We start from the raw sequence: 23377 nt of genomic DNA, 5'->3' as shown, positions 1-23377 counted from the left end.
TGCCCCAACCCGCTCCATTTAAGGAAGCAGGCACCCTGGGACAACGTGCCGACGCGTGTGTGAATTTGCCGGAATTTGTTCCAGCGGGCGCGTTTATACCACAAAATGACTCGGCGACGCCATTTATTTCGCCACCAACCGCACCCACCTCCCCCTCGCCAACGCTCTTCCCTGCTGGCCATTCGTCGGACATCCGCCCGCCCCCAGCCTTGTCCCTTTGACCCAGCACCCCTAAAATAGCCGTTTGGCTCAAATCAACGGGAATCCCAATGCAGGTATCGATCAAGACTCCGGAAGAAATCGAGAAGATGCGCGTCGCAGGCAAACTGGCGGCAGAGGTCCTTGAGATGATTGGAGAGTACGTCAAGCCGGGGGTATCCACCGAGGAGCTTGATCGGGTTTGTCACGACTATATTGTCAACGTGCAGCAGGCGATTCCGGCGCCACTGAATTACAAGGGCTTCCCGAAATCCATCTGCACCTCGGTCAATCACGTGATCTGCCATGGCATTCCGTCCGAGAAAAAAGTTCTCAAGGATGGCGACATCATCAACATCGACGTCACCGTCATCAAGGACCAGTACCACGGTGACACCAGCAAAATGTTCGTGGTCGGCAAACCCAAGCCGGGCACCGAGCGGCTGATCCAGATCACCCAGGAATGCCTCTATAAAGGCATCGAACTGGTCAAACCCGGCGCCCGCCTGGGCGATATCGGCCACGTGATTCAAAAGCACGCCGAGAAGCACCGCTATTCGGTGGTGCGCGACTATTGCGGCCACGGCATCGGCAAGGTCTTCCATGAGGAACCCCAGGTCATGCATTACGGCAAGCCCGACACCGGCATGGAGCTGCGCGAGGGCATGACCTTCACCATCGAACCGATGATTAATCAAGGCAAGTACCACACCAAGCTGCTCCCGGACGGCTGGACCGTTGTCACCAAGGACCACAAACTGTCGGCCCAATGGGAGCACACGCTACTGGTGACCGCAGACGGCTGCGAAGTACTGACCAAACGTACGGAAGAGTCGTTCTAGGTGGACATCACCGAGCTGGAAACACGAATTTGCGAGGAACCGTCTCCGGTCCTGGCGGCCCGTGAGCTGCTGCGAACCCGCTACGATGCCGATGCCGAGGCCTTCCGGCAGGGCGCCGGCGTGCGCGAGCTCGTACATGCCCGCGCCCACACTGTGGACCGGGTGCTCCAGCTGATCTGGTCCCGTTACCCGTTTGCCCAGTCCAGCGACATTGCCCTGGTGGCCGTAGGCGGCTACGGTCGCGGCGAACTGCACCCCCACTCCGACATCGACCTGCTCATTCTGAGCCGCAGCGGAGTCCAGGAGGACTGGCAGGAAGACCTGGGCGCCTTCATTACGCTGCTATGGGATCTGCGCCTCGACATCGGACACAGCGTCCGCAGTCTGGACGAATGCAAAGACGCCGCCCGGGACGACGTCACCATTCTCACCAACCTGCTGGAAACCAGAACCATAGCGGGGCCCGACGAACTCCGCAGCAGCCTTGGCGAAGCCATTTTCTCCGATGACATCAGTACCGACCGGGATTATTTCCTCGCCAAGCGCAACGAGCAAAAACAACGCCACGCCAAGTATGGCGACACCGAATACAACCTGGAACCCAACGTCAAGGGCTCGCCCGGCGCGCTGCGAGACATCCAGACCATTGGCTGGATCACCAAACGCCACTTTGGTCTCGATTGCATCGCCGACCTGACCCGTTACAGCATCCTGACCCAAGAAGAGCACCAGATTCTCCAGCAGGGCGAAACCTTGCTGTGGCGGCTGCGTTACGGCCTGCAGCTGATTGCCGACCGCAACGAAAACCGTTTGCTGTTCGATCACCAAAGAGCCCTGGCCCAGATGCTGGGTTACCAGGACGAAGGCAAGCGGCTGGGTGTCGAGCTCATGATGCAGGCCTATTACCGTACCGTGCTGGCGCTGGCGGAGCTGACCGACGTCATTTTGCAATACTACGATGAGGCAATTCTGGACAGCGAAGGGCAGGAGGCGATCCAGCCGCTCAACCGCCGTTTTCAGATTCGCAACCGCTATATTGAGGCCACCAACAACCAGGTGTTTGCCTACGCGCCCTACGCCATTATGGAGATCTTCGTGTTAATGGCGCAGCACCCGGAGATTGCCGGCATCCGCGCCACCACCATTCGTTCGCTACGGGCGCACCGACATCTGATTGACGACGCCTTCCGCAACGACCTTGCGGTGACCAGCCTGTTCATGGAGTTGCTGCGCACCCCGCATCGGCTGGACCGGACCCTGTCGGCGATGAAGAAATACAATGTGCTGGGACGCTACCTTCCCGAGTTCGGCAAGATCATAGGGCAGATGCAGCACGACCTGTTCCACATCTATACCGTGGACGCCCACACCTTGCGGGTAATCCGCAACATGGCCCGGCTCAACGGCCCCGAGACTCGCTCCGAGTTCCCGCTGGCGTCGCGGTTGATTCACCGGCTGCCGAAAATGGAAGTCCTGTACATTGCCGGCCTGTATCACGACGTTGCCAAAGGCCGGGGGGGCGACCATTCCGAACTGGGCGCGGTGGATGCGGAAGCGTTTTGCCAACGCCATCACCTCAGCGAACGGGACAGCCAGCTGATTTCCTGGCTGGTGGAGAACCACCTGCTGATGTCGATGACGGCCCAGCGCAAGGACATTTCCGATCCGGACATCATCCACGCGTTCGCCCGGGCGGTGCCCAGCGAGGTGCACCTGGATTACCTGTTCGTGCTCACGGTATGTGATATCAGCGCCACCAACCCCAACCTCTGGAATACCTGGCGCGCCTCACTGCTGCGCCAGCTTTACCTCGAGGCCAAACGCGCCCTGAGCCGGGGCACGGAAAATCCGGTGGATCGTCGCGAATGGGTACGGGCAACACAGACCGAAGCCCGGGAAATGCTGCAGGCGCAGAACTTCTCCGATGAGCAAATTGATGGCATCTGGTCCACCCTCGACGAGGAGTATTTTCTGCAGGACTCGACGGTGGACATCGCCAGGCAGACCGCTGCCATCATCCGCCACGGCGACAATCCCGATCCGCTGGTGATGATTCGCGATACCCGCGGCGGGCCCAGCGAGGGCTACTCGCAGATCACCATTTACATGAAGGACCGGATGGCGCTGTTTGCCGCCACCACCGCCGTTCTTGAGCAATTGAACCTCAACATCGCCGACGCCCGGATCAGCTGCGGCAATGGCCCCTACTCCATCAGTTCCTACGTGGTGCTGAACGACAAGGGACAACCGCTGGGCGTCGATCCCGCCCGCAAGGATCGGGTGCGTAAACGCTTGATCGAGGAACTGGACGACCCAGAGGACTACCCGGAGATCATCCATCGGCGCACCCCCCGCCAGCTCAAGCACTTTGCCTTCCCGACCGAGGTGACCTTCTCCAACGACACCGTGAATCAACGCACGGTCATGGAAGTCATCACACCGGATCGCCCCGGGCTGCTGGCCCGCATTGGCCAGATGCTGCTGGAACATCGGGTACGCCTGACCAACGCCAAGATCGCCACGCTTGGTGAGCGGGTCGAGGACGTGTTCTTCGTCACCGATGAAAACGGCGAGCCCATTCGCGATCCCGGGGTCTGCCAACAGCTGCAGGACGATCTCTGTACGATGTTAGACAACACTCAATAACGTTGGACGCCACTCGATAACGTTGGACGTCACTCAATAACCTTGGACGACGCCCAATAACGCTGGACAACACCCAATAACGCTGGACAACACCCAATAAAATTGGACGATACCCGAAAAGGCTGAATAATACCCAATGAACCCGAACCTGGACCTACTGCACCCCTACCCGTTCGAGAAGCTGGCCAAGCTCAAGGCCAACATCACGACGCTGACGGACCTGCCGCCCATCTCGCTGGGCATTGGCGAGCCCAAGCACCCGGCACCGGAGTTCGTTCAGCGGGTCATTGCCGACAATCTGGAGCGTCTGGCCAACTACCCCACCACCAAAGGGCTGGATGAGCTGCGCCAAGTCATCGCCGAATGGGCCACCCGACGGTTTAGCCTGACACCGGGCAGTCTGAGTGCAGAGCTCCATGTCGTACCCGTCAACGGCACCCGCGAAGGCATCTTTTCTCTGGTGCAAGCGGTGGTGGATCCGAGCAAACCGGGCGCCCGCGTTGTCAGCCCCAATCCGTTCTACCAGATTTACGAAGGCGCGGCGCTGCTGGCCGGGGCGCAACCTCACTATCTGCCTTGCGATGAGAGTAACCGCTTTATCCCCGACTTTGACCAGGTGCCGGCTCAGGTGTGGGACGACTGCCAGATTCTGTTCCTCTGCTCACCGGGCAACCCCAGCGGCGCGGTCATTCCCCGGGAGACGCTCGCCAAGGTGATTACCCTGGCGGACCGGCACGACTTCCTGATCGCGTCGGATGAATGCTACTCGGAACTCTACCCCGACGAGACCAACCCGCCAGAAGGCCTGTTGCAGACTTGCGCCGCCATCGGCCGGGACGATTACGCCCGCTGCGTGGTGTTCCACAGCCTGTCCAAGCGCAGCAACCTGCCGGGCTTGCGTTCGGGCTTCGTGGCCGGTGACGCCCGTATCCTCAAGGACTATCTTCGCTATCGCACCTACCATGGTTGCGCCATGCCGATCCAGCACCAGCTGGCCAGCATCGCCGCCTGGCAGGACGAAACCCATGTGCAGGCCAACCGCGCTGCCTACCGCGCCAAGTTCGAAGCCGTGGTGCCCATCCTCAGTCAGGCGATGGACGTAGCCTACCCGGATGCCGGCTTCTATCTATGGCCGAAGACTCCGGTGGATGACGAGACCTTCGCACTGGAGCTGTCCGCACGCCAGAACGTGCATGTGCTCCCCGGACGATACCTGTCCCGTACCGTGGATGGCCACAACCCGGGCGAGAACCGGGTCCGCATGGCGCTGGTGGCGCCTCTGGAAGAGTGCATCGAAGCGGCGGAACGGATCGTCAACTACCTGCGCACCCGGTAAGGTAACGGACCTAGCGAAGGTTACGGACGTAGCGAAGGTTACGATAGCCGCTGACCGGCCCACTGAAACACACTCGGTTCACCGAACAAACACTAAAACAACCTGACCCATGACCATGAAACTCTACGGCATCAAGAATTGCGACACCGTCAAGAAGGCCCGTAAGTGGCTGGATGAGGCGGGCATCGCCTACGACTTCCACGATTTCAAAAAAGACGGCCTGCCCAGCGATCAGTTGCTCAAGTGGGAACACTCCCTGGGCTGGGAGATCCTGCTCAACCGTCGCGGCACCACCTGGCGCAAACTGCCGGATGAGGTTCGTGATACCATTGACGCCCAATCCGCCCACCAGGTCATGCTGGACAACCCGTCGATCATCAAAAGACCGGTCGTGGAGCATGATGGCGAGGTCCGGGTCGGCTTTAAAGCCGACGACTGGGACCAGGCGTTCGGCCGCTGAGCCGTTCCCGGCAGTCCGCGGAAATTTGCGCCGACAACCACCAGTTTAAACCCGTACGGGCGCCGGTTTAGTCGGCGCTCGACTGACAACCTTACACATCAAGGAGCAACCTGATGAGCTTCGCATTCGGAATTGGGATCGGTACCCAGAACAGTCAAGGTGAATGGCTGGAAGTCTTTTACCAGCAGCCCGTACTGAAGCCCGACGCAGCACTGGTCCAGTGCGCCCGGGAAACCCTCGGCTACAAAGGCGGTAACCAGGCCTGTGCGGCGAATCAGGCTGACCTGAATGCGCTGGCCGAAGCCCTGCGGGCCACCGACCACAAGGATCAGGCCAAGCTGGCTGAACTCGCCGCCAAGAGCACCCGTCCGGTCGTGGTCACGCTGCTGGAAAGCGACGAGACCGCCAGCAGCACGCCAGAGGTCTACCTCAAACTGCATCTCATTTCCCATCGCCTGGCCAAGCCTCACGGCCTCAAGCTGGACGGCATCTTTGGCCTGCTGCCCAATCTGGCGTGGACCAACGAAGGCGCCATCGACCTGAGCGAGCTGGCCGACCGGCAACTGCAGGCGCGCCTGGAAGGCCGCAGCCTGGAAGTGAAATCCGTTGACAAGTTCCCGCAGATGACCGACTACGTGGTGCCTGCCGGTGTACGGATTGCCGACACCGCCCGGGTTCGCCTCGGCGCCTACGTTGGTGAGGGCACCACCGTCATGCACGAAGGCTTCATCAACTTCAATGCCGGCACCGAAGGCACCAGCATGATCGAAGGCCGGATTTCCGCCGGCGTCATGATCGGCAAGGGCTCCGACCTGGGTGGCGGCTGCTCCACCATGGGCACCCTGTCCGGTGGCGGTAACATCATTATTTCGGTTGGCGAGAACTGCCTGCTGGGCGCCAATGCCGGTATCGGTATCCCCCTGGGTGATCGCTGCACCGTTGAGGCCGGCCTGTACATTACCGCTGGCTCCAAAGTCGCCCTGCTGGATGACAGCAACCAGCTGGTGGACACGGTCAAAGCCCGAGACCTGGCCGGCAAGCCCGATCTGCTGTTCCGCCGCAACAGCCAGACCGGCGCCGTGGAGTGCAAGACCAACAAGTCAGCCATCGAGCTGAACGAAGAACTGCACGCCAACAACTAAGCTCAGTAGCCCGATGGGGTGCCGGTGAACGAAGCGAACCGCATCAAGACCAACACCACGGTTGATGCGGTTCGGCTGCGCCTCACCTCATCCTACGACGGCTAAGCTCAGTAACCCGGCAGGATGCCGGTGAGCGAAGCGAACCGCATCCTACCACCACCAACCCATTCAGGAACGCCCATGTCCCACTCACCCACCATTGAACTTGCCATCGACCTGATCCAGCGCCCGTCCGTCACCCCAGATGACGCCGGCTGCCAGGAGTTGATGATGTCCCGGCTGGCTCCACTGGGCTTCAACGGCGAGTCCCTGCGCTTTGGCGATACGGATAACCTCTGGGCCCGTAAAGGCAGCGATGGCCCGGTGCTGGCGTTTGCTGGCCACACCGACGTGGTCCCCACCGGCCCGGAGAAGAACTGGACGATCGCGCCCTTCGACGGCGTAGTGAAAGACGGCTACCTCCATGGCCGGGGTGCAGCTGACATGAAGGGCAGCCTGGCGGCCTTCGTCACCGCCTGTGAGCGTTTTGTAGACCGCCACCCCAAGCATCGTGGCTCCATCGCACTTCTGATCACCAGCGACGAGGAAGGGCCGGCCAAAGATGGCACGGTGAAGGTGGTGGAAACACTGGAAGCTCGCAACGAGAAGATTGACTGGTGCCTGATTGGCGAGCCGTCCAGCACCGAACAGCTGGGTGACATCATCAAGAACGGCCGTCGCGGCTCACTCCACGGCTACCTCACCGTTCATGGCGTACAGGGTCACGTCGCCTATCCACACCTGGCGGAAAATCCGGTGCATACGGCGTCACCCGCACTGACGGCCCTGGCCAATGAGCACTGGGACAGTGGCAACGAGTTCTTTCCGCCCACCACCTTCCAGATCACGAAAATTGAATCGGGTACTGGCAGCAACATGATTCCGGGAGAACTGTTGGTGCACTTCAACTTCCGATACTGCACCGAGAATACGGCGGAATCACTGGCCGAACGAGTCTCGCAGATTCTTGATCAGCACAATCTGCGCTACGACCTGGAATGGAACCTCAGTGGCCGCCCCTTCCTCACCGACCGTGGCGCCCTGGTTACCGCAACTCAGAACGCCATCCGTCAAGTCACCGGGCGTGAGACAGAGCTGTCCACCTCTGGCGGCACTTCAGATGGCCGCTTCATCGCGCCAACTGGCGCACAGGTCGTGGAACTGGGCCCGCTTAACGCCACCATTCACAAGGTCAATGAATGCGTGAGCGTGGCCGACCTGGAGGCACTCTCGGAGATCTACGAGCAGATCCTGATGGAACTGCTGGCGTGATCGGCTCCGGAGCAACCGCTTAATAATGGGGAGGAGGAACTTCTTCCTCTTCCCGCCTGATGTCAGACGGCGACAAGGCTTTAAGCTGCGAGTGCAAATGGCGCTTGGCGTCCCACAGCTCGCGGATTTCCAGCTCCTGCTTCGCCACTTGTTCGTTCAGCGTGCTGATGACATCGTCTTGGAACGCCAGGCGGGTTTCCAGTTCGTCCAATCGGGCCATAAGGTCGTTTTCGTTCATAGCGTATCCCTCCATTGCGATTGCCACTTGGTCAGCACTCCCCGTTATCTGGTATTATGCCGCTTTTAACCGCCAGCGTGTGCACAGGATCGAATAGTTTGTTGTTTCGATCGGTCATTGTCGGCGGGTTTTCACTGACCGGCAGTCCAATTTTACTCGGCAGCCGGTTTTTATGGTTAGTGTCTGATTAACGGAGAAAGATTCGTCAATGCGTAATCCAGCCAAAGCGATCCTTGTAGCTGTTCTGATCGCCATCCCTACCCCTTTCATTCTGGCATTTGCCCTGCTCACCTTCACCCCGGAAGTGTTTCAGATTCTTTCCCAGTCCGGATCCAGTGAGCTGGCCACAAGTGCGCCGTTTGTTCTCGGAAGCGCACAGGGAATTGCCGCGTACATCATTACGTTTGCGCTGTTTGGGCTCGCAGGGTTCCTCACCGTTGCCCTGGCCCAACGCCAACCCGGTCGCAAGGCGCCTCGAGCCGCTAGCATGGACTATGAGGACGATGATCAGGACGATCTGGAAGGTCCCGAAGGGGATGAAGAAGGAACCGTTAAGTGGTTTAACGTGAAAAAAGGATTTGGCTTTATCGTACGGGAAAATGGCGACGAGGTGTTTGTTCACTTCCGGGCCATTCGCGGTCGCGGTCGACGGGTTCTGCGCCAGGGACAACTGGTACGGTTCAACGTGGTGGACGCCGACAAGGGCCTGCAGGCGGACAACGTGTCCATCCTGAGCGACTAACAGCCGCGCGCTCTACCAACGAACGGTCCGTCCCGGACCGTTCGTTTTTCGCCCACCACTTTCCCTACCCTAATGAGCCGCTTCAGAATTCCTTGGACTCCCTTCGCAAACGGAAATTTGGCATTCAGGCAATCGTAGGATGCTGGTAAGCGAAGCGAACCGCATCAACCGTCAAGATTGTGATGATGGGGATCCGCAGACGACTGCGGCCTAATTCCAGGCCACCAGCTGTTCGCCTCGCTGATCAATCCGCCACCATTTGTCATCCTCCACCGGATCCCCTTCCTGCCATTGCCCAGGACTGCAGCGCACCTCAGTGTCCAAGGCGCGCCAGGCATTGCGGGCGAACTCCAGATCCTGACTCCAGGGCAGCTTCTCGCCTTCCAGCACAACACAGGCATAGCGCTTTCCCATGGCCTGAGGGTAAACACTGACCCGAATCGGTTGCCCGAGATACTCCCCCTGCCCTTTCAACACAGCTTCCGCCAACTCCGAGTCATCCAACTGCAAGGCATCGACCTGCTGCCGTAGCCAGGCAGACAACTGACTGGGCCCCAGATCACGGATATAAATTTCGAGGTCTTGCACCCCATCACTCCTGCTCGATCACGTTAAAGCCTCCATAGTGACCGGCACCGCCTCTGACTGCAAGTATCGCAATAACATCAAGTTACAACGCAATCCTGGCGACGCTCAGCAACCCGACGCTCACGGTACGGATGGCGCTGAAGAATTCGCTCATTGGCAGCGTCGTGCTCCTGCTCCGCCAACACGTCCGCCACGCTGACCCGCCTAAGTTGGCCAGACGCTCGCCGTTCCTCCCACGCCACCTCGCAGGCGGCGCGCTCCAGACTCAACCGCTGCACGGTCTCTTCCAGTTCGAGTGACGGTAAGTTTCGGGCCAAGGCCACCAACTGCTGTCGCCGCAATGCGGCCAGCTCTCCGGCCAGTCGACGGGCTTCCCAGGGCCCCTGCTCGGCCCGGATGGCGACGCGGGCCGCCGCACGCTCCAGCCAGGCCAGAGCCTGTCCCGGCGCGGCAGAGGTTCCCGCCAAGGACTTTGCCATCACGGCCAGGACATCATCGCCCACCTCCACACCCCAGCGCTTCTCAATCCGGGGCTGATGGGCGGTGAGCACCGCCAGCACCTGGGATGTGGCAGGTGCTGGAAAGGAATATTGCACCAACGACCGCCCCAGCAGTCGCTGCAAGTGGACACTAGCAGCTCGGTCCTCCACCCCAGCTGAACCCACCAACAGTATCGGACCGCCATACCCCGGCAAAAGCCGGCCGGCCAGGTGGCCATACAAATTCATAAGTTCAAACAGATCCGCAGGAGAGACCTGATCAAGCACCAGGGGTGGAGGCGCCCCTTGAGAAGAGCCTGCGTCGGGCCTTGCCAGTGCTGACAGGGCCCCCGCCTCCGGTGCAGTCCTTAGATCCAGCTGAACGGTCCCCGGCAGAAGCGGGAGCAAGGCCTCGAGCCAACGGGTTTTACCCGCCCCCGACGCGCCATTCAGCCAGACCAGAGCCCTTGGATCGGCCGCCAGGGCGACAGCAATATTCTCCGCCAACGACAACCAGTTCGAATCGGTAATCACGGCGGGAGGCTCATTTCCCGTGGCGAAGTGGGAACCCACAGTGGATTCGGAAGCGACCTCTGGCCATACCCCGATCTGCTCAAGCACGGCCACGTACGCCTTCCCTTGCAGGCGCTCACAACATTCTGTCATGGCCCGCAGAAGGTGCGGCCAGTGGAGCCAGGGCTCCGGGAGTTGCTCGCGGGCCGTTGATAGGAGGTACTGTAACTGGGAGGACAACACGTCCTCGCCGCTGACTGCGGTCACGACCGGCTGCTCACACTGAATGGTGCGCACCAACTCGTCCTGGTCGACACCGTGCCGTTTCAGGAAAGGCACCAAATCCGGCTCGCAGTCCAATAGCGAAAGCAGAAAATCTTCAAGGGTGATCGCATAACCACCGCGGGCCTCCACGCTTTGGCGAGCGTGGCGCAGGGCAGTTTGACCGTTGGGACTCAGGCATCCTTGCCAGTCTTCCATCGCATCTTCCTTGTGCAATTGGGTACAAACTTGTTTTACACCCGGTTGTAGGTGTCCTCAAACCGGACGATGTCGTCTTCGCCCAGATAGCTGCCAGTTTGGACTTCGATCAGCTCCAGGGGGATAACGCCAGGGTTGGTCAGGCGGTGGGTCACGCCTAACGGAATATAAGTGGACTGATCCTCGGTGAGCAACAGCGTCTCCTCACCCCGGTTAACGCTGGCGGTGCCCTTGACCACGACCCAGTGCTCGGCTCGGTGGTGGTGCTTCTGCAGCGACAAGGACGCGCCCGGATTGACCATAATGCGCTTGACCTGGAAGCGTTCCCCCATGGCGACGCCCTCGTAGGTGCCCCAAGGGCGGTGGACCTTCTTGTGGAAGCGGTGCTCGAGACGTCCCTGCGCCTTCACTTTGGCCACCAGTTTTTTGACATCCTGGACACGGGCGCGATCCGCCACCAGCACCACATCGTCGGTTTCGACAATCACATGGTCGCTGACACCCAGGGCGGCGATCAGCCGGCCTTCCGAATGCAGGTAACTGCCGGACACGTCCTCGGTGATCACGTCGCCACGGCAGACATTACCATCCGCATCCTGCGGCTGGATTTCCCACAACGCAGACCAGGAACCCACGTCCGACCATCCGGCATCCAGTGGCACCACGACGGCATCCTGGGTACTTTCCATCACCGCATAGTCAATGGAATCGTCCGGGCAGGCTTCAAAGGCCGCTTTGCCAACACGGGTGAAGTCCAAGTCCGCCTGCTTCTCGGACCAGGCGGCTTTGCAGGCCTCCAGCATCTCAGGCCGGTGCTTGGCCAGCTCTTCCAGATAGCGGTCGGCCCGGAACAGGAACATCCCGCTGTTCCAGAGGTAGCCACCTTCCACCAGATACCGTTCCGCCGTCGCCTCATCCGGCTTCTCAACGAACGCAGTCACCTCCGCACAGCCATCCTGCGGGGTGCCGGCCTTGATGTAGCCATAGCCGGTATGGGGGGCCGAGGGCACAATGCCAAAGGTCACCAGTTTTCCGGAGCGCGCGGCCTGAGCCCCTTTGTTGACGGCCTCCCGGAAAGCATCAATATTTTTCAGCACATGGTCCGATGGCATCACCAGCAGCAGCTCCTGCGGATCCTGCTCGGCCGACAGCGCGGCCAGCGCAATCGCCGGCGCGGTATTGCGGCCCACCGGCTCCAGGATAATGCCAGCGGTTCGCTCGCGAGCCTGTGCCTGAAGCTGTGCCGCCACCACAAATCGATGGTCTTCGTTGGTGATTGCCAACACCCGGGCCTCACCATCCAGATCCAGCCCACGATGGATGGTTTCCGACAATAGGGAATCCTCGGTCACCACCGGCAGGAACTGTTTCGGAAAGGCCTCCCGGGACAGGGGCCAAAGACGGGTGCCGGACCCGCCGGAGAGAATGACTGCAAGCATAGTTCGTCCTTGGGTAAATTTTGCGGCAAATTCTACCGCAAATGCTGGCCTTTTACCTGCCGATAGCGGGCAAATTCGCCGGTCACCAGCTGCCGGTGTTTTCCATCGATGACCAGGGCTCCTGTGGCGGCAGTGGGCTGCCCCGTTGCAGCAGCTCAATGGAAATGCCATCGGGCGAGCGCACAAACGCCATATAACCATCCCGGGGTGGTCGATTAATGGTCACACCCTGGTCCCGCAGGTGCGCGCAGAGGGCATAGATATCATCCACCCGGTACGCCAAATGGCCGAAATTCCGACCACCGGCATATTCCTCGGTGTCCCAGTTGTAGGTCAACTCAATCATCGGCGCCTGCGCCTCCCTGGCCCGCGCCTCATCGCCCGGCGCCGCCAGAAACACCAGCGTAAAGCGCCCCTTCTCATGATCCTTGCGGCTGATTTCCTTCAGGCCCAGCAAGTCGCAGTAGAAATGCAGGGATTTTTCCAGATCGTGGACCCGGACCATGGTGTGGAGGTAGTGCATGGTGATTGCTCCTGAGCAGTGAATCTTGGTGTCTAACGATAGCTTAACGGCCTGGGGCAATGCGATTCGGTAGTTTCCTCGGGTATTGGTTTGATGCGGTTCGGCAAGCCTCACCGGCATCCTACATAAGCCACCCGGCCGCACCCCCCCCCATTCACACGAAACCCTCTAACGATCAACCTCATGAACCGGGGTTGATCATGTAGCCAGGACAGTACAATCAGGGCGTCGGGTGAGTTCTCGATCTTGATGCGGTTCGCCAAGCCTCACCGGCATCCTACATGAGCCGCCCGGCCGCATCCCCCCATTCACACGAAACCCTCGAACGACCAACCTCATGAACCGGGGTTGATCATGTATTCAGGACAATGCCATCAGGGCCTCGGGTGAGTGCTCGATTTTGATGCGGTTCGGCAGGCCTCACCAGCATCCGACATGGGCCGCCCGGCAACATCCCCTTCGTAGGATGCTGGTGAGGCCTGCCGAACCGCATCACCTCACATCACTATTCGCCACCATTGACTGTGCTCGCCAGGCCACCACCCCAATTCTCGGAATAGACGCCTCGCTCTACATATCGATGAAAACTCGAATAAGGCCATGCCTTGGCGCTGTCTACTAGACCATGCTTCACCGGATTCCAATGAATATAGTCCGCATGGCGATTAAAATCCGGCTGATCTCGTAAGCGGTGTTCCCAAAACCTTCGTTGCCAAAGGCCCCGCTCCCCTCGTAATTGTCGGCTGGCTGTGAGGCATTCGGTCTTGGGGAGACCCCGGGAAAAGGCTGCTTTGATTAAGGACCATCTTACACCGTAATCCGCATCACCCTCCGGCAAAGTCCAGATGCAATGCAAGTGGTCGGGCAACACAACAATCGCATCGATAGAGAATGGGTGCCGCCGTTTCACCCTTCTGAAACTTGACCTCAGTATTTCCACATTCTCTGTTAGCAGTGTATTTGCCTGTCGCTCAGCGCAGCAGACGGTGAAAAAGTAAGTTCCGCCCTTGGTTAAATCCCTTCGGTACTCGGTCATCCTACCCTCCAATCCAACAGGTGTGATGCGGTTCGGCAGGCCTCACCAGCATCCTACATGAGCCTCCCAATCGCATCTCTTTCGTAGGATGCCGGTGAGCAACGCGAACCGCATCAAGGCCACAGAGCCACGGGCCGAACCCGGCCTCAGCAAGGGAGCCATCTCACGCCAGCAGCGCGCCTTGTGTCTCCTCCGGCAACGGAAGCCCCCTTCCCTGGATGTGGGCATCCAGAATGCAGGGGCGATGTAAGTTTGTCTCCCGCAGGCGGTTTTGCCAGCGTTGTTCGTGGTTCTTTCGCCAGGACTCCCGGGTGACCTTGCGCCACTTGAACGGGTCCCGTCCGATGCGTTCATCGTGAGCGGCGGTCACCGGGTCCCGGGCACGGAAGGGCTCGAAGATGGGGACGTCCGGCAGCGGGCCGCTGACGTCCATAAACTGTTGGACCATGTCCCAATAGGCATACACCTCCTTCTGGTTCATGGCGTTGGTGAGCAGGCCTTTCATCCACAACTGGTACTTGCTGTAGCGGTGCTGCAGCACCAGGTTGAAATAGCGGCCGCCACGGCCGGAAGGGGTGTGTACCAGATAGGCATCGAACTCGATGAAGGGGGCCTCGAAGACGGTTTTGCCTTCCTTGATCCGAACCAGCCCCTCTCGTCGGTACAGGCCAGTGGGATTGGCTCGCTGGCGTTTGTCGGTGAGGTAGGCCAAGAGTAGGCGACAATATTTACCGCCAAAATACAAAACCAGAACTATTAGATAAAAGTACTTAATGTCATTAAATAATTTAATGAAATTTTCAGTACCTGGCTTATTAATCGCCACACTAAGTATAAGGAAAAATACTCCAATTAAGGATATGTAAAACACGAGTGCAGCACACATGTAAACCACGTACAAGACGCCCTGCAACCCGCTCAGAAAGCCCTTGCTGACAGAGAACACTGCCTCCCCCCAGGGATAACCGTCCTCCACATCGCTTTCACCCTCAAACAAGCCCGCGTAGGCCAGTTGCACTTCCATGGTGTTGGGCACCACTGGATTCTGGTGGTACCCCCAGGGCAGGCGCTGGAAGACCCGATCCATGTCCGGGTGACCTCCCGGCGGCAAGGCCGGGATGGCGTCGGAGCGGTAGGCGGTGTCCTTGTATACGTCGTTCATAAGGAGTCAACTCGTTATCGTGAGCCAGCGGGGGTTATCCCCGGTAAGCTCCGGTTTGTCCACCGCAGGCACCAGCGGCTGATCCATATCGCTGACTGGCAGCAAGCCGCCGTCGCCCAATGCAACCTGGACCTTGGCCTTCAGCTTTTCCAGGGAGCGGAAACGGCCCATGCCCCTCCATTGAGGTTTGGGTACATGGAAGCGCAACATCTGGCGCTCGGCATCGTAGTACACAAAATCCGGGGTAACGGATTTCACCTTGCCGCCGAGGTTCCGGGTCATCCAGAAATGGGCCTTGAACTGCTCATCTGGCCTGTCCACTAGCAGGAAGGCGGCGGAGCTGACGGCAATCACATTCCCCTCGCAGGATGCCGGTGAGCAACGCGAACCGCATCAAGGCCACAGAGCCACGGGCCGAACCCTGCCCCGTCAAGGGAGTCATGTCACGCCAGCAGCGCGCTTTGTGTCTCCTCCGGCAACGGAAGCCCCCTTCCCTGGATGTGGGCATCCAGAATGCAGGGGTGATGAAAGTTTGTCTCCCGCAGGCGGTTTTGCCAGCGTTGTTCGTGGTTCTTTCGCCAGGACTCCCGGGTGACCTTGCGCCACTTGAACGGGTCCCGTCCCGTGCGTTCATCGTGAGCGGCGGTCACCGGGTCCCGGGCACGGAAGGGCTCGAAGATGGGGACGTCCGGCAGCGGGCCGCTGACGTCCATGAACTGTTGGATCATGTCCCAATAGGCATACACCTCCTTCTGGTTCATGGCGTCGGTGAGCAGGCCTTTCATCCACAACTGGTATTTGCTGTAGCGGTGCTGCAGCACCAGGTTGAAATAGCGGCCGCCACGGCCGGAGGGGGTGTGTACCAGGTAGGCGTCGAACTCGATGAAGGGGGCCTCGAAGACGGTTTTGCCTTCCTTGATCCGAACCAGCCCTTCTCGACGGTACAGGCCGGTGGGATTGGATCGCTGACGCTTGTCGGTGAGGTAAGCCAGCAGCAGGCGGCTGTATTTGCCGCCGAAGTAGCCTAGAGCTATGAGTAAGTAAATGATCTTAAAGGTATCATATATCCACAGCACACCCTTAATGGATGGCTCTGTAAACAAGACCTTAAGAATTAAAAGGCCTAACGGAATTAAAAAAACGAAAAAGGCAAGCCAAGAACACATATACAACATATACAAGAAGCCCTGTAGCCCACTCAGGAAGCCCTTGCTGACCGAGAATACCGCCCCCCCCCAGGGAAAACCGTCCTCCGCATCGCTTTCGCTCTCAAACAAGCGGGCGTAAGCCAACTGCGCCTCCACGGTGCTGGGCACCACCGGATTCTGGCAGCACCCCCAAGCCAGACGCTGGAACGATCGGTCCATGTCCGGGTGCCCCCCAGGTGGCAGGTTCGGGATGGCATCGGAGCGGTACGCGGTTTCGTGGTATACGTCGTTCATAACGGGTCAACTCGTAATCGTAAGCCAGCGGGGGTTATCCCCGGTAAGCTCCGGTTTATCCACCGCAGACACCAGCGGCTGATCCATATCACTGACTGGCAGCAAGCCACCGTCGCCCAATGCCACCTGGACTTTGGCCTTCAGCTTTTCCAGGGAGCGGAAACGGCCCATGCCGCGCCACTGGGGCTTGGGTACATGGAAGCGCAACATCTGGCGCTCGGCATCGTAGTACACGAATTCCGGGGTAAGGGGTTTCACCTTACCGCCGAGGTTCCAGGTCATCCAGAAATGGGCCTTGAACTGCGCATCTGGCCTGTCCACTAGCAGGAAGGCGGCGGAGCAGACCGCGATCACCAGCCCTTCCGTCCGCTGGTTGTCGAGCAGCCACTCCTTTTCCTCATCGGACAACAGCCCCCTGTCATTAAACTCGGCCAGACTGCCACTACTGCCCGTGAGCGGAAACATGGCACCCACCAGGAACTGGAAGGCATCCTCCGGCAGGCTATGGAGGTGCTGAAACTGGCTCGCAGGCTCTTCTCTGCCAAAAGGTCCGTTTTTGAGCCAGGTTTCCAGGGCGTCGTCGGTGCGGACGATGGCCCAGACTAGCGCCGCCAAGGCTACAAATATTGCGACAGCAGCCAAAGCTGCCGCGAAGGTGATGCCCAGGAGGGGCACCAGGCCAGTCCCCGCCCAGTGGGACAACATGAACACGCCGAAGCCAGCCGCCGCCACAAAGTACCCCGCTGCGGCATCGTGGTCATTCGCCTGTACCCGCTGAATACCTTCCCATAAGGCCAGGACTACCTCCAGAGCCGCGCCCGCAACACCGGCGAACTTGGCGATCGACAGCAGCCGGTCCGTAAACAGCACCCTGGTTACCGATTTGAGGGTGCGATCACCGATCTTCTCGACATCCACCCTTACTTTGGTGAGCCAGGACAGGCGGGTTTCCCTAGCCAGGTTCTCGGCTTCGACGATATGCCCAAGCCAATACATGAAGTTAAATACCCCATAAGCAAATGCGGTTGCTTCTTTTGCTGGAACCCCCTTATCAAAGTCTGAAGAAAGAAATGATTGAGCGCTATTGACGACATTGAACCCAAACACCCCCAACATCCCCGGCGGTGCCCAGCGCATCAAAGCGTTGCTGGTCCGACTCGTCAACCCCCGTGACATCCTGGCAGCGATGCTGTCTTCATGGGCCAGGAACATCTCCGCCTGCACGGCCACAGTCGAGGTACTGCCCTGGATGCCTGCCACCGAGGCGGCATTGGCGATGAGCTTGCCATTGCCATTTCGTATAACGGCGTAGTTCCCCTCCATTCCGGGCCCGACCCGGTTGACCAAGCCTCCTTTAGGGCGAACAATCTGACTGCCGCTGGTCTGACGCAAGGCGTCGTTGATGGCCTCGGTCGAGAAGCGGGCAAGGCCGGCTTCCTGGTTGCCGAAACGGATGCCCAGGGGCACCATCTCCGGGTTGAGGTTGTGCAACAGGGGGTTGGCATGGCCCAGCACAAGCCCCCGCAGGAACGGGTTGCCCAGTTTCATGTAGCGCATCGGGATTTGCAGGGTGTCGGCGACCTGGTAGATCGGCCCATCACCGATCTTGCGCAGCAACGCCCGCTGGACGGTGAGGTAGAATTCACTACTGAGGTCAGCCATCAACTGGCCCAGGGTGGTATAGGATACCTGAGCCCAGCGCAGCAGGACCGGATCCGCTATCCGGGCCATGTTATCGACGACGGCCTGGCGTTCCTGTTGACTCAATTCGTACTGCTCCCGCAAAGCTTCCGGCAAGTCGCCGACCTCCGGCCTTTGGGCCTGAAGCCATTGCAATAATCCCGGCCGAGGCTTGCCGGAGCCATCGTTCGGCTCCACCTGGTACTCACCGATGTCGTCTGCCAACGCTTTATCTAGGGGCGCCTTGTCCGCGTCAACGGACACGAAGGCGGACAACCCGGTTTGCCCCCGCGCCAGTTTCTCGATAAAGGCGATACCCGCCTGGTCTCGGTAAGCCTCCCGCTCTCTCGCAACCTTGCCCGCCAGTGGATCAAACTGGAATACTGACGTCTCCAGATGGGCGAACAGAGGATTCAGGGTCTGTAAGGCAATGGGGTAGCATAGGCCATTGAGCGCAAACAGATCATTGAATACGGGAATGGCGTTGTTTTCCAGCAGCTCGATTCGTCGCTGGATCAATTCATAGCAAGCGGCCCGACAGGACTCGCGTTCGTCCTTACGGAGCGCCCCATCCAGCTTCTCGGTATCCACGGCATAGCGGTATTCATCAAAGGGACCGCGCTCATAAGCCTTACTATCAAAGATGGTAGAGTACACCAACATGGCGCTCTTAAAATGCGGGTGAGTCTGGGTAGCCTCTGCGACCGCTTTTAGGTGAGTCAGGTGCAAACCGGTCTGGCTGGTGAGCCATTCCAGTTCAAACAGTACATCCGGCAATGGGACAGCAGGGATGTGACTGTCCCTCAAGGGCGCAAGCTGGTCCTCCTCTCCAGTGGCGGGTGTCAGGCGCTTGCGGACTTCATCCAACAGGTCCCTGCGGGCGGCCTCGGCGCTGTCTGCCTGCTGCTCCCCGCCGACGCCGGCCTGACCATCAGACTGGGCTCGCCAGTCCTCCCCAACCAAATCGTCCATACAGCGGTTAAGACCACTGGCGACGTCAACAACTTCCGCCGCCTTGCAGACATAGCCTTCCTGCCGCTCCAGCTCGTCCTGAATGTGGTGGAGCACCGTGTTATCCCGGTTCAGACCGTCGCCGTCCAGGGACTGGGTCACCCGGAACGGGTTGGAAGCATCCTTTTCCCGTCCCGGATCGCGTCGGCGACAGGGGGCGGCCTGACCTAGCGGCATCCAACCGGGACCGGCATGGGCCTCGTGCCCAAACCGGCGACGGTGCTCGTAGCCGTCCAGCCCCCTCAAGTTCTCACAGCGGGCCTGGCGACGGTCATCAATGGAGCGGGCTCCCTCCTTACCGTATGCGGGGATGCCCGTCAGTTCCCGGTAGCTGGCGGGCAGGTGAATGATGTCCTGGCCAGATTCCAGTGACTCAATGTAGTCCCAGCTCCACTGCCGTTCCGACCAGGCCAGTTCGACGTCGCCGATGGTCCATTCGGCCCGGGCAACTCCCTGGAAGCGGGCCGGCACCCAGAGAGTGTCCAGGGCGACGCTCACGGCAGGTCGATCATCCAGACTGCCCCGGTCTTCGGGCACGGTGGCCAGTTTGGCCCGCTCTCGCCAATGGGCCAGGTCGATATCCCTGAGCTTGCCATTTTCGTCGGTTTGGAGTTCCCGCCAGAGGATCCCCCTCCAGAACACATACAGGTAACCAGGGCGTAGCAGTGCATGGCCCCGCTCTCCATCCACCCAAGGCAGGCTCGCCAGTGGGTAGACAGGGAACAACAGGTTGGGTTGGGTTCGGGCGGCGAGCCGGGTCGGTTGCACATCGTCGAGCAAGGGCAGCCGCAGTCGCGCTCCCTGCTCCGTTTCGATGGTCACTGTCAGGGTATGATCAAATCGCTCGGCTCGATTCACCGCGTAGTCGCATTCATAGCGCTGGTGCCATTGCTTTTGCGCCATGGTGAGCGCGTTAACGACTTCACCGTTTTTCTCCAACACGAGACCGTGACCGGGATGAACGTCAGAGCCAGCCACTTCGACGTAAAGTTTATCCGGTTCCTGGCAGGGAGACGCCGCAGTAATCTCTGCAATTCCCGTCATGCTTGAACCTCCTTCCAATTCCGTTTGGCAAGGAGACCGTTGAAGATTGCCTCCTGCTTTGCCCTGTCGAGGTTCAACCACCCAGGTTCTAGAGGGTATTCAATCGCAGGGGTCCGTTTCCTGTACTCGCTTTCTACAATACTGTTTCCCAGGAGCCACAACCATTTGTTGATTGGGCCATGAACTCTGTCCTTTTCGGAATCAGTCAGCGAGGAATACAGCGCGCTCATGATCCATGAATCGTGAAAGCGGAAGATGGATTCTGCGCCCCCCTCCACGTTAACGGATACCAACGTTTGGAGATGTCTTGCGATGCCGTCCTGCCCCTGATCTGATGCCAGGTAGGAACCCGCCAGGCCAGGAAAACTCGTCGACCACGCTATATGCCAGTCTTGAGGCTTGTTCAACTTCAACAAGATTGGGCTGACTTGGGCCAGAACCTCATACTCAGTGCCTTGATAGACTGGAACCCACTGCGGATCTGATACGTAGCGATATATAAGGTCACGGGTGTTATAGGCAGGGTGTGCCCCTTCAAGAATGACAAACCAATTTAGTGTGCGCTCAAACTCAATATTCTTAACATGACATTTGATCATTTCGCAGCCCCCGCACAAGGGCAGTGCTCGAGCAGGCAAGTGCCATCGGACTGCTCCATACATTTGTTGACCAGCGCCAGATCCTCCACAGCCGCGAGTTCCAGTAACTCGATGGTTTCATCCGGCTTTCCAATAGGCCGTACCCGTCCCCCTGACGCTAACACCGGCGCTACAGCGCCACCGCTTCTACCTACCTGTCCCGGCATCCCCGGCACCTTCACACTTTGCCCGCACCCACTCCCCGGCGCACCGCCGGAATTGATCTTCAACGTCGGGCCGGACAGGGTGACACCGCTGGGGTCGAGTTTGAGGAAGCTGCCGCCGGCGGCGATGGTCAGTTCCGTGCCGGCGTCCAAGATTACCTTCGCGCCCGCCTTGTGGTGCATTTCGGTGCCGGCTTCGCTGAGGGTGGCCTGGGCGGATTTCTGGTGGAAGGTGCCACCGATGCTCTGGCTGGCATCGCCGCCGATGGATTCCCGCCGCTCGCCGTCCACGGTCAGGTGGTCGTTGGCCTGGATATGGCCGATGCGGTCGTTCTCCACGGTGAGGTGGCTGTCGTGTTTGATGACCTCGGTGCGGTCGTTTTCGGTGAGCAGGTCCAGGTCCTTCTGGGCGTGGAGGTAGATCTGCTCCTGGCCGGCTTCGTCTTCGAAGCGCAATTCGTTGCTGCCCTCGCCCTTGTGGCTCTGAGTCTTCAGCACGGTGCGGGTCTTGTGTTCCGGCAAGGCGTAAGGCGGTGGGTTGGTGGCGTGGTAGGTACGACCGGTGATGATGGGCTGGTCCGGGTCGCCGTCGAGAAAGCTGACGATGACCTCGTGGCCAATGCGGGGCAGCGCCATGAAGCCGTACTGGCCGCCGGCCCAGCCCTGGCTGACCCGGAGCCAGGCGCTGGAGTGTTCGTCATTTTCCGAACTCTCCACCTCGCCTGGCCGCAGGCGCCGATCCCAGGGGAAACGCACTTTCACCCGGCCGAGTTCGTCGCAGTGGATCTCCTCGCCCGCCGGGCCGGTGACGATGGCGATCTGGGGGCCGTCCATCAATGGGCGGTGTTGAACCTGCGGGCGCCAAGTGCGGTCGGCGGGGACGGCCTCGAAGGTGTTGTGGTAGGTGGTGGGATCGCTACCACCCTCCTCTTCTAGGGCCTGGGGCTGCTTGCCGGTGTGGACGATGGCGGTCAGCAGCCAGTCCCGGTTGAGCGTGTCCTGGCTGTGGCCACTAAGGGGCAGCTTGGCACCGGCGGCGAAGTCCGGGCGGTTGCTGCTGCCGCGGGCGATGCTGGCGTCGTTGCGCAGGGCGTCCAATCTGGCCTGGCTGAAGGCACTGCCGCTGGCGTCGGTCTTGAAGCGGCCGGGGTGGTCGTAATATTGATAATCGTCGCGCTGGTGGTCGATGCCGGAGGCGGCCTGCTCATGCATCAGGGCGTAGGCCGGGTTGCGGAAGGTGTAGTCCTTCATCGCCACCGAGGCGACGCAAACCCGTTCGCGGTAGCTGAACTTGAACACCGCCGGCTGACGGCTGCTGCCACCGGCGCTGGCGTTGTAGCTAGCCTCCGGCAAGGTGACGGTGTCGCCGTGGTGATCGGCGATCACCAGCGGTTGGTTGTCCTGTGTTCCATCGAAGCGAAAGTGCCAGCCTTCTTCCGCCGCCAACCGCTGCAGGAAGTCGAGGTCGCTCTCCCGGTGCTGAACGCAGTACTCCCGTTCCTGCGGGGCGCGCTTGAGGCCGAACACCGTGTCGGCGATGCCGCGCTCGTCCAGCAGCGTCTTGAGGATGCTGTCCGGGGTCTGGGCCTGGAAAATGCGGCTGTTGTGCATCAGCCCCAGCCGCCACAGCGCCGGCTCCACCACCAGCTGGTAGCGGGTGCGGCGGTGGCCGCTGTCGCCGCGGGCGAATTCGGAGACCACGCCGGTGAAGCGGCGCAGCAGCTGGCCATCCTGCCAGACCGCCAGTTCCACGGGTTGTTCAAGGACTTGATCCAGGGAGGGGGACTCACTCAAGGAGGGGGACAGACTTAAAGTCTGTCCCCCGGAGACCATGCCGATGCCCGGATCGGTGCTGGCCAGCTCCAGGGTGCCATGGAACAGCTCGGACAGGGCTTCGGTGAATTCGAAGCCGACCACGACAAACAGGTCGGCGGGGAGGCTGCCTACACGGGCGGTAAACTGCAGGCCCTTCGCAGTCGGGAGATTGGCCTCGGGCATGTCTTCAATCCTTGAAGTACGTCGTCCATTTTGTCACTCAGCGTCCCAGGGACGGATTCGGGATCCTCCCTGGGTTGGGACTGATTTGCTCATCCTGAGCAGAAAGCAATTATAACGCCTGCCAAATCGAATGAAACCCGCACAACGGGAACTGGATCAAGCTATAACTAATCGCCCATCGCTCCATGAACGGGGCCTTCTCATTTTAAAACCAAAAAGGGTGACTCCACATAATAGAGGCACCCTTTTGTCTTTTGGCAAGCTT

At 59.9% G+C, this 23377-nt stretch carries 19 protein-coding genes; 7 read left to right on the top strand and 12 right to left on the bottom strand.

From position 1 onward, the window contains the following. The first annotated feature begins 269 nt into the window (after window positions 1–269). The 6 genes from map to dapE all read left to right on the top strand — a co-directional run bounded on the left by map (window position 270) and on the right by dapE (window position 7935). Window positions 270–1040: a type I methionyl aminopeptidase gene (map, locus tag N6L25_RS16695; RefSeq protein ID WP_271982644.1), complete on the top strand. Its 771-nt coding sequence runs from the start codon at window positions 270–272 to the stop codon at window positions 1038–1040. Further along, window positions 1041–3686, top strand: a complete 2646-nt coding sequence (locus N6L25_RS16690) for a [protein-PII] uridylyltransferase (RefSeq protein WP_271982641.1) — start codon at window positions 1041–1043, stop codon at window positions 3684–3686. It abuts the gene before it with no gap. Window positions 3687–3822: 136 nt separating this feature from the next. Then, a complete protein-coding gene (gene dapC / locus N6L25_RS16685; RefSeq protein WP_271982638.1) occupies window positions 3823–5022 on the top strand; it encodes a succinyldiaminopimelate transaminase in 1200 nt (399 codons plus the stop codon). Window positions 5023–5137: 115 nt separating this feature from the next. Further along, complete coding sequence (locus N6L25_RS16680) at window positions 5138–5482, top strand: ArsC family reductase (protein ID WP_271982686.1); 345 nt, start codon at window positions 5138–5140, stop codon at window positions 5480–5482. A 113-nt stretch (window positions 5483–5595) separates the two neighbouring features. Further along, window positions 5596–6624, top strand: a complete 1029-nt coding sequence (gene dapD / locus N6L25_RS16675) for a 2,3,4,5-tetrahydropyridine-2,6-dicarboxylate N-succinyltransferase (protein WP_271982635.1) — start codon at window positions 5596–5598, stop codon at window positions 6622–6624. 180 nt (window positions 6625–6804) lie between these two features. After that, window positions 6805–7935, top strand: coding sequence for a succinyl-diaminopimelate desuccinylase (gene dapE / locus N6L25_RS16670; protein WP_271982633.1), 1131 nt, complete (start codon window positions 6805–6807; stop codon window positions 7933–7935). 19 nt (window positions 7936–7954) lie between these two features. Here the strand turns inward: dapE and N6L25_RS16665 are convergent, their stop codons facing one another. Next, window positions 7955–8173, bottom strand: a complete 219-nt coding sequence (locus N6L25_RS16665) for a SlyX family protein (RefSeq protein WP_271982631.1) — start codon at window positions 8171–8173, stop codon at window positions 7955–7957. 208 nt (window positions 8174–8381) lie between these two features. Between N6L25_RS16665 and N6L25_RS16660 the strand changes: the two genes are divergently transcribed. Further along, the gene (locus N6L25_RS16660; protein ID WP_271982626.1) at window positions 8382–8915 is read left to right on the top strand and encodes a cold-shock protein; all 534 of its coding nucleotides are present in this window, start codon (window positions 8382–8384) and stop codon (window positions 8913–8915) included. A gap of 210 nt (window positions 8916–9125) precedes the next feature. On the opposite strand, the gene N6L25_RS16655 is transcribed toward N6L25_RS16660, so the two are convergent. The 11 genes from N6L25_RS16655 to N6L25_RS16605 form a co-directional block, all read right to left on the bottom strand. Further along, window positions 9126–9503 (bottom strand): hypothetical protein, encoded by a 378-nt coding sequence (locus N6L25_RS16655; RefSeq protein WP_271982623.1) that lies wholly within the window; start codon window positions 9501–9503, stop codon window positions 9126–9128. Between the two features lie 77 nt (window positions 9504–9580). Then, on the bottom strand, window positions 9581–10975 hold the full coding sequence (locus tag N6L25_RS16650) for a hypothetical protein (RefSeq protein ID WP_271982620.1): 1395 nt from the start codon (window positions 10973–10975) through the stop codon (window positions 9581–9583). Window positions 10976–11010: 35 nt separating this feature from the next. Beyond that, window positions 11011–12414 (bottom strand): mannose-1-phosphate guanylyltransferase/mannose-6-phosphate isomerase, encoded by a 1404-nt coding sequence (locus N6L25_RS16645; RefSeq protein WP_271982617.1) that lies wholly within the window; start codon window positions 12412–12414, stop codon window positions 11011–11013. A gap of 82 nt (window positions 12415–12496) precedes the next feature. Further along, complete coding sequence (gloA, locus tag N6L25_RS16640) at window positions 12497–12937, bottom strand: lactoylglutathione lyase (protein WP_271982614.1); 441 nt, start codon at window positions 12935–12937, stop codon at window positions 12497–12499. Between the two features lie 505 nt (window positions 12938–13442). After that, the gene (locus tag N6L25_RS16635) at window positions 13443–13973 is read right to left on the bottom strand and encodes an REP-associated tyrosine transposase (RefSeq protein ID WP_271982611.1); all 531 of its coding nucleotides are present in this window, start codon (window positions 13971–13973) and stop codon (window positions 13443–13445) included. Between the two features lie 163 nt (window positions 13974–14136). Further along, window positions 14137–15135, bottom strand: coding sequence for a hypothetical protein (locus N6L25_RS16630; RefSeq protein WP_271982608.1), 999 nt, complete (start codon window positions 15133–15135; stop codon window positions 14137–14139). Window positions 15136–15141: 6 nt separating this feature from the next. After that, on the bottom strand, window positions 15142–15489 hold the full coding sequence (locus N6L25_RS16625) for a hypothetical protein (RefSeq protein WP_271982605.1): 348 nt from the start codon (window positions 15487–15489) through the stop codon (window positions 15142–15144). An 89-nt stretch (window positions 15490–15578) separates the two neighbouring features. Further along, window positions 15579–16577 (bottom strand): hypothetical protein, encoded by a 999-nt coding sequence (locus N6L25_RS16620; protein ID WP_271982602.1) that lies wholly within the window; start codon window positions 16575–16577, stop codon window positions 15579–15581. Window positions 16578–16583: 6 nt separating this feature from the next. Further along, window positions 16584–20312 (bottom strand): hypothetical protein, encoded by a 3729-nt coding sequence (locus N6L25_RS16615; protein WP_271982599.1) that lies wholly within the window; start codon window positions 20310–20312, stop codon window positions 16584–16586. Further along, the gene (locus N6L25_RS16610; protein ID WP_271982597.1) at window positions 20309–20911 is read right to left on the bottom strand and encodes a DUF4123 domain-containing protein; all 603 of its coding nucleotides are present in this window, start codon (window positions 20909–20911) and stop codon (window positions 20309–20311) included. Before N6L25_RS16610 ends, N6L25_RS16615 begins: the two co-directional genes overlap by 4 nt. After that, on the bottom strand, window positions 20908–23112 hold the full coding sequence (locus N6L25_RS16605) for a type VI secretion system Vgr family protein (RefSeq protein ID WP_271982594.1): 2205 nt from the start codon (window positions 23110–23112) through the stop codon (window positions 20908–20910). The genes N6L25_RS16610 and N6L25_RS16605 overlap by 4 nt, the downstream gene beginning before the upstream one ends. Between the last annotated feature and the right edge of the window lie 265 nt (window positions 23113–23377).

It is taken from the genome of Marinobacter sp. SS21 (assembly GCF_028369065.1).
Taxonomy (GTDB): Bacteria; Pseudomonadota; Gammaproteobacteria; order Pseudomonadales; family Oleiphilaceae; genus Marinobacter.
Note: the sequence above shows the minus strand (reverse complement) of the source record. Positions and strands in the feature narration are given on the sequence as shown.

Bases quoted from the DNA above. Each gene is read 5' to 3' on its own strand.
- N6L25_RS16650 (WP_271982620.1), bottom strand. From the start codon at position 10,975: ATGGAAGACTGGCAAGGATGCCTGAGTCCCAACGGTCAAACTGCCCTG.
- dapD (WP_271982635.1), top strand. From the start codon at position 5,596: ATGAGCTTCGCATTCGGAATTGGGATCGGTACCCAGAACAGTCAAGGT.
- N6L25_RS16665 (WP_271982631.1), bottom strand. From the start codon at position 8,173: ATGAACGAAAACGACCTTATGGCCCGATTGGACGAACTGGAAACCCGC.
- N6L25_RS16605 (WP_271982594.1), bottom strand. From the start codon at position 23,112: ATGCCCGAGGCCAATCTCCCGACTGCGAAGGGCCTGCAGTTTACCGCC.
- N6L25_RS16680 (WP_271982686.1), top strand. From the start codon at position 5,138: ATGAAACTCTACGGCATCAAGAATTGCGACACCGTCAAGAAGGCCCGT.
- N6L25_RS16660 (WP_271982626.1), top strand. From the start codon at position 8,382: ATGCGTAATCCAGCCAAAGCGATCCTTGTAGCTGTTCTGATCGCCATC.
- N6L25_RS16610 (WP_271982597.1), bottom strand. From the start codon at position 20,911: ATGATCAAATGTCATGTTAAGAATATTGAGTTTGAGCGCACACTAAAT.
- N6L25_RS16630 (WP_271982608.1), bottom strand. From the start codon at position 15,135: ATGAACGACGTATACAAGGACACCGCCTACCGCTCCGACGCCATCCCG.
- N6L25_RS16645 (WP_271982617.1), bottom strand. From the start codon at position 12,414: ATGCTTGCAGTCATTCTCTCCGGCGGGTCCGGCACCCGTCTTTGGCCC.
- N6L25_RS16615 (WP_271982599.1), bottom strand. From the start codon at position 20,312: ATGACGGGAATTGCAGAGATTACTGCGGCGTCTCCCTGCCAGGAACCG.
- N6L25_RS16635 (WP_271982611.1), bottom strand. From the start codon at position 13,973: ATGACCGAGTACCGAAGGGATTTAACCAAGGGCGGAACTTACTTTTTC.
- dapC (WP_271982638.1), top strand. From the start codon at position 3,823: ATGAACCCGAACCTGGACCTACTGCACCCCTACCCGTTCGAGAAGCTG.
- map (WP_271982644.1), top strand. From the start codon at position 270: ATGCAGGTATCGATCAAGACTCCGGAAGAAATCGAGAAGATGCGCGTC.
- gloA (WP_271982614.1), bottom strand. From the start codon at position 12,937: ATGCACTACCTCCACACCATGGTCCGGGTCCACGATCTGGAAAAATCC.
- dapE (WP_271982633.1), top strand. From the start codon at position 6,805: ATGTCCCACTCACCCACCATTGAACTTGCCATCGACCTGATCCAGCGC.
- N6L25_RS16620 (WP_271982602.1), bottom strand. From the start codon at position 16,577: ATGAACGACGTATACCACGAAACCGCGTACCGCTCCGATGCCATCCCG.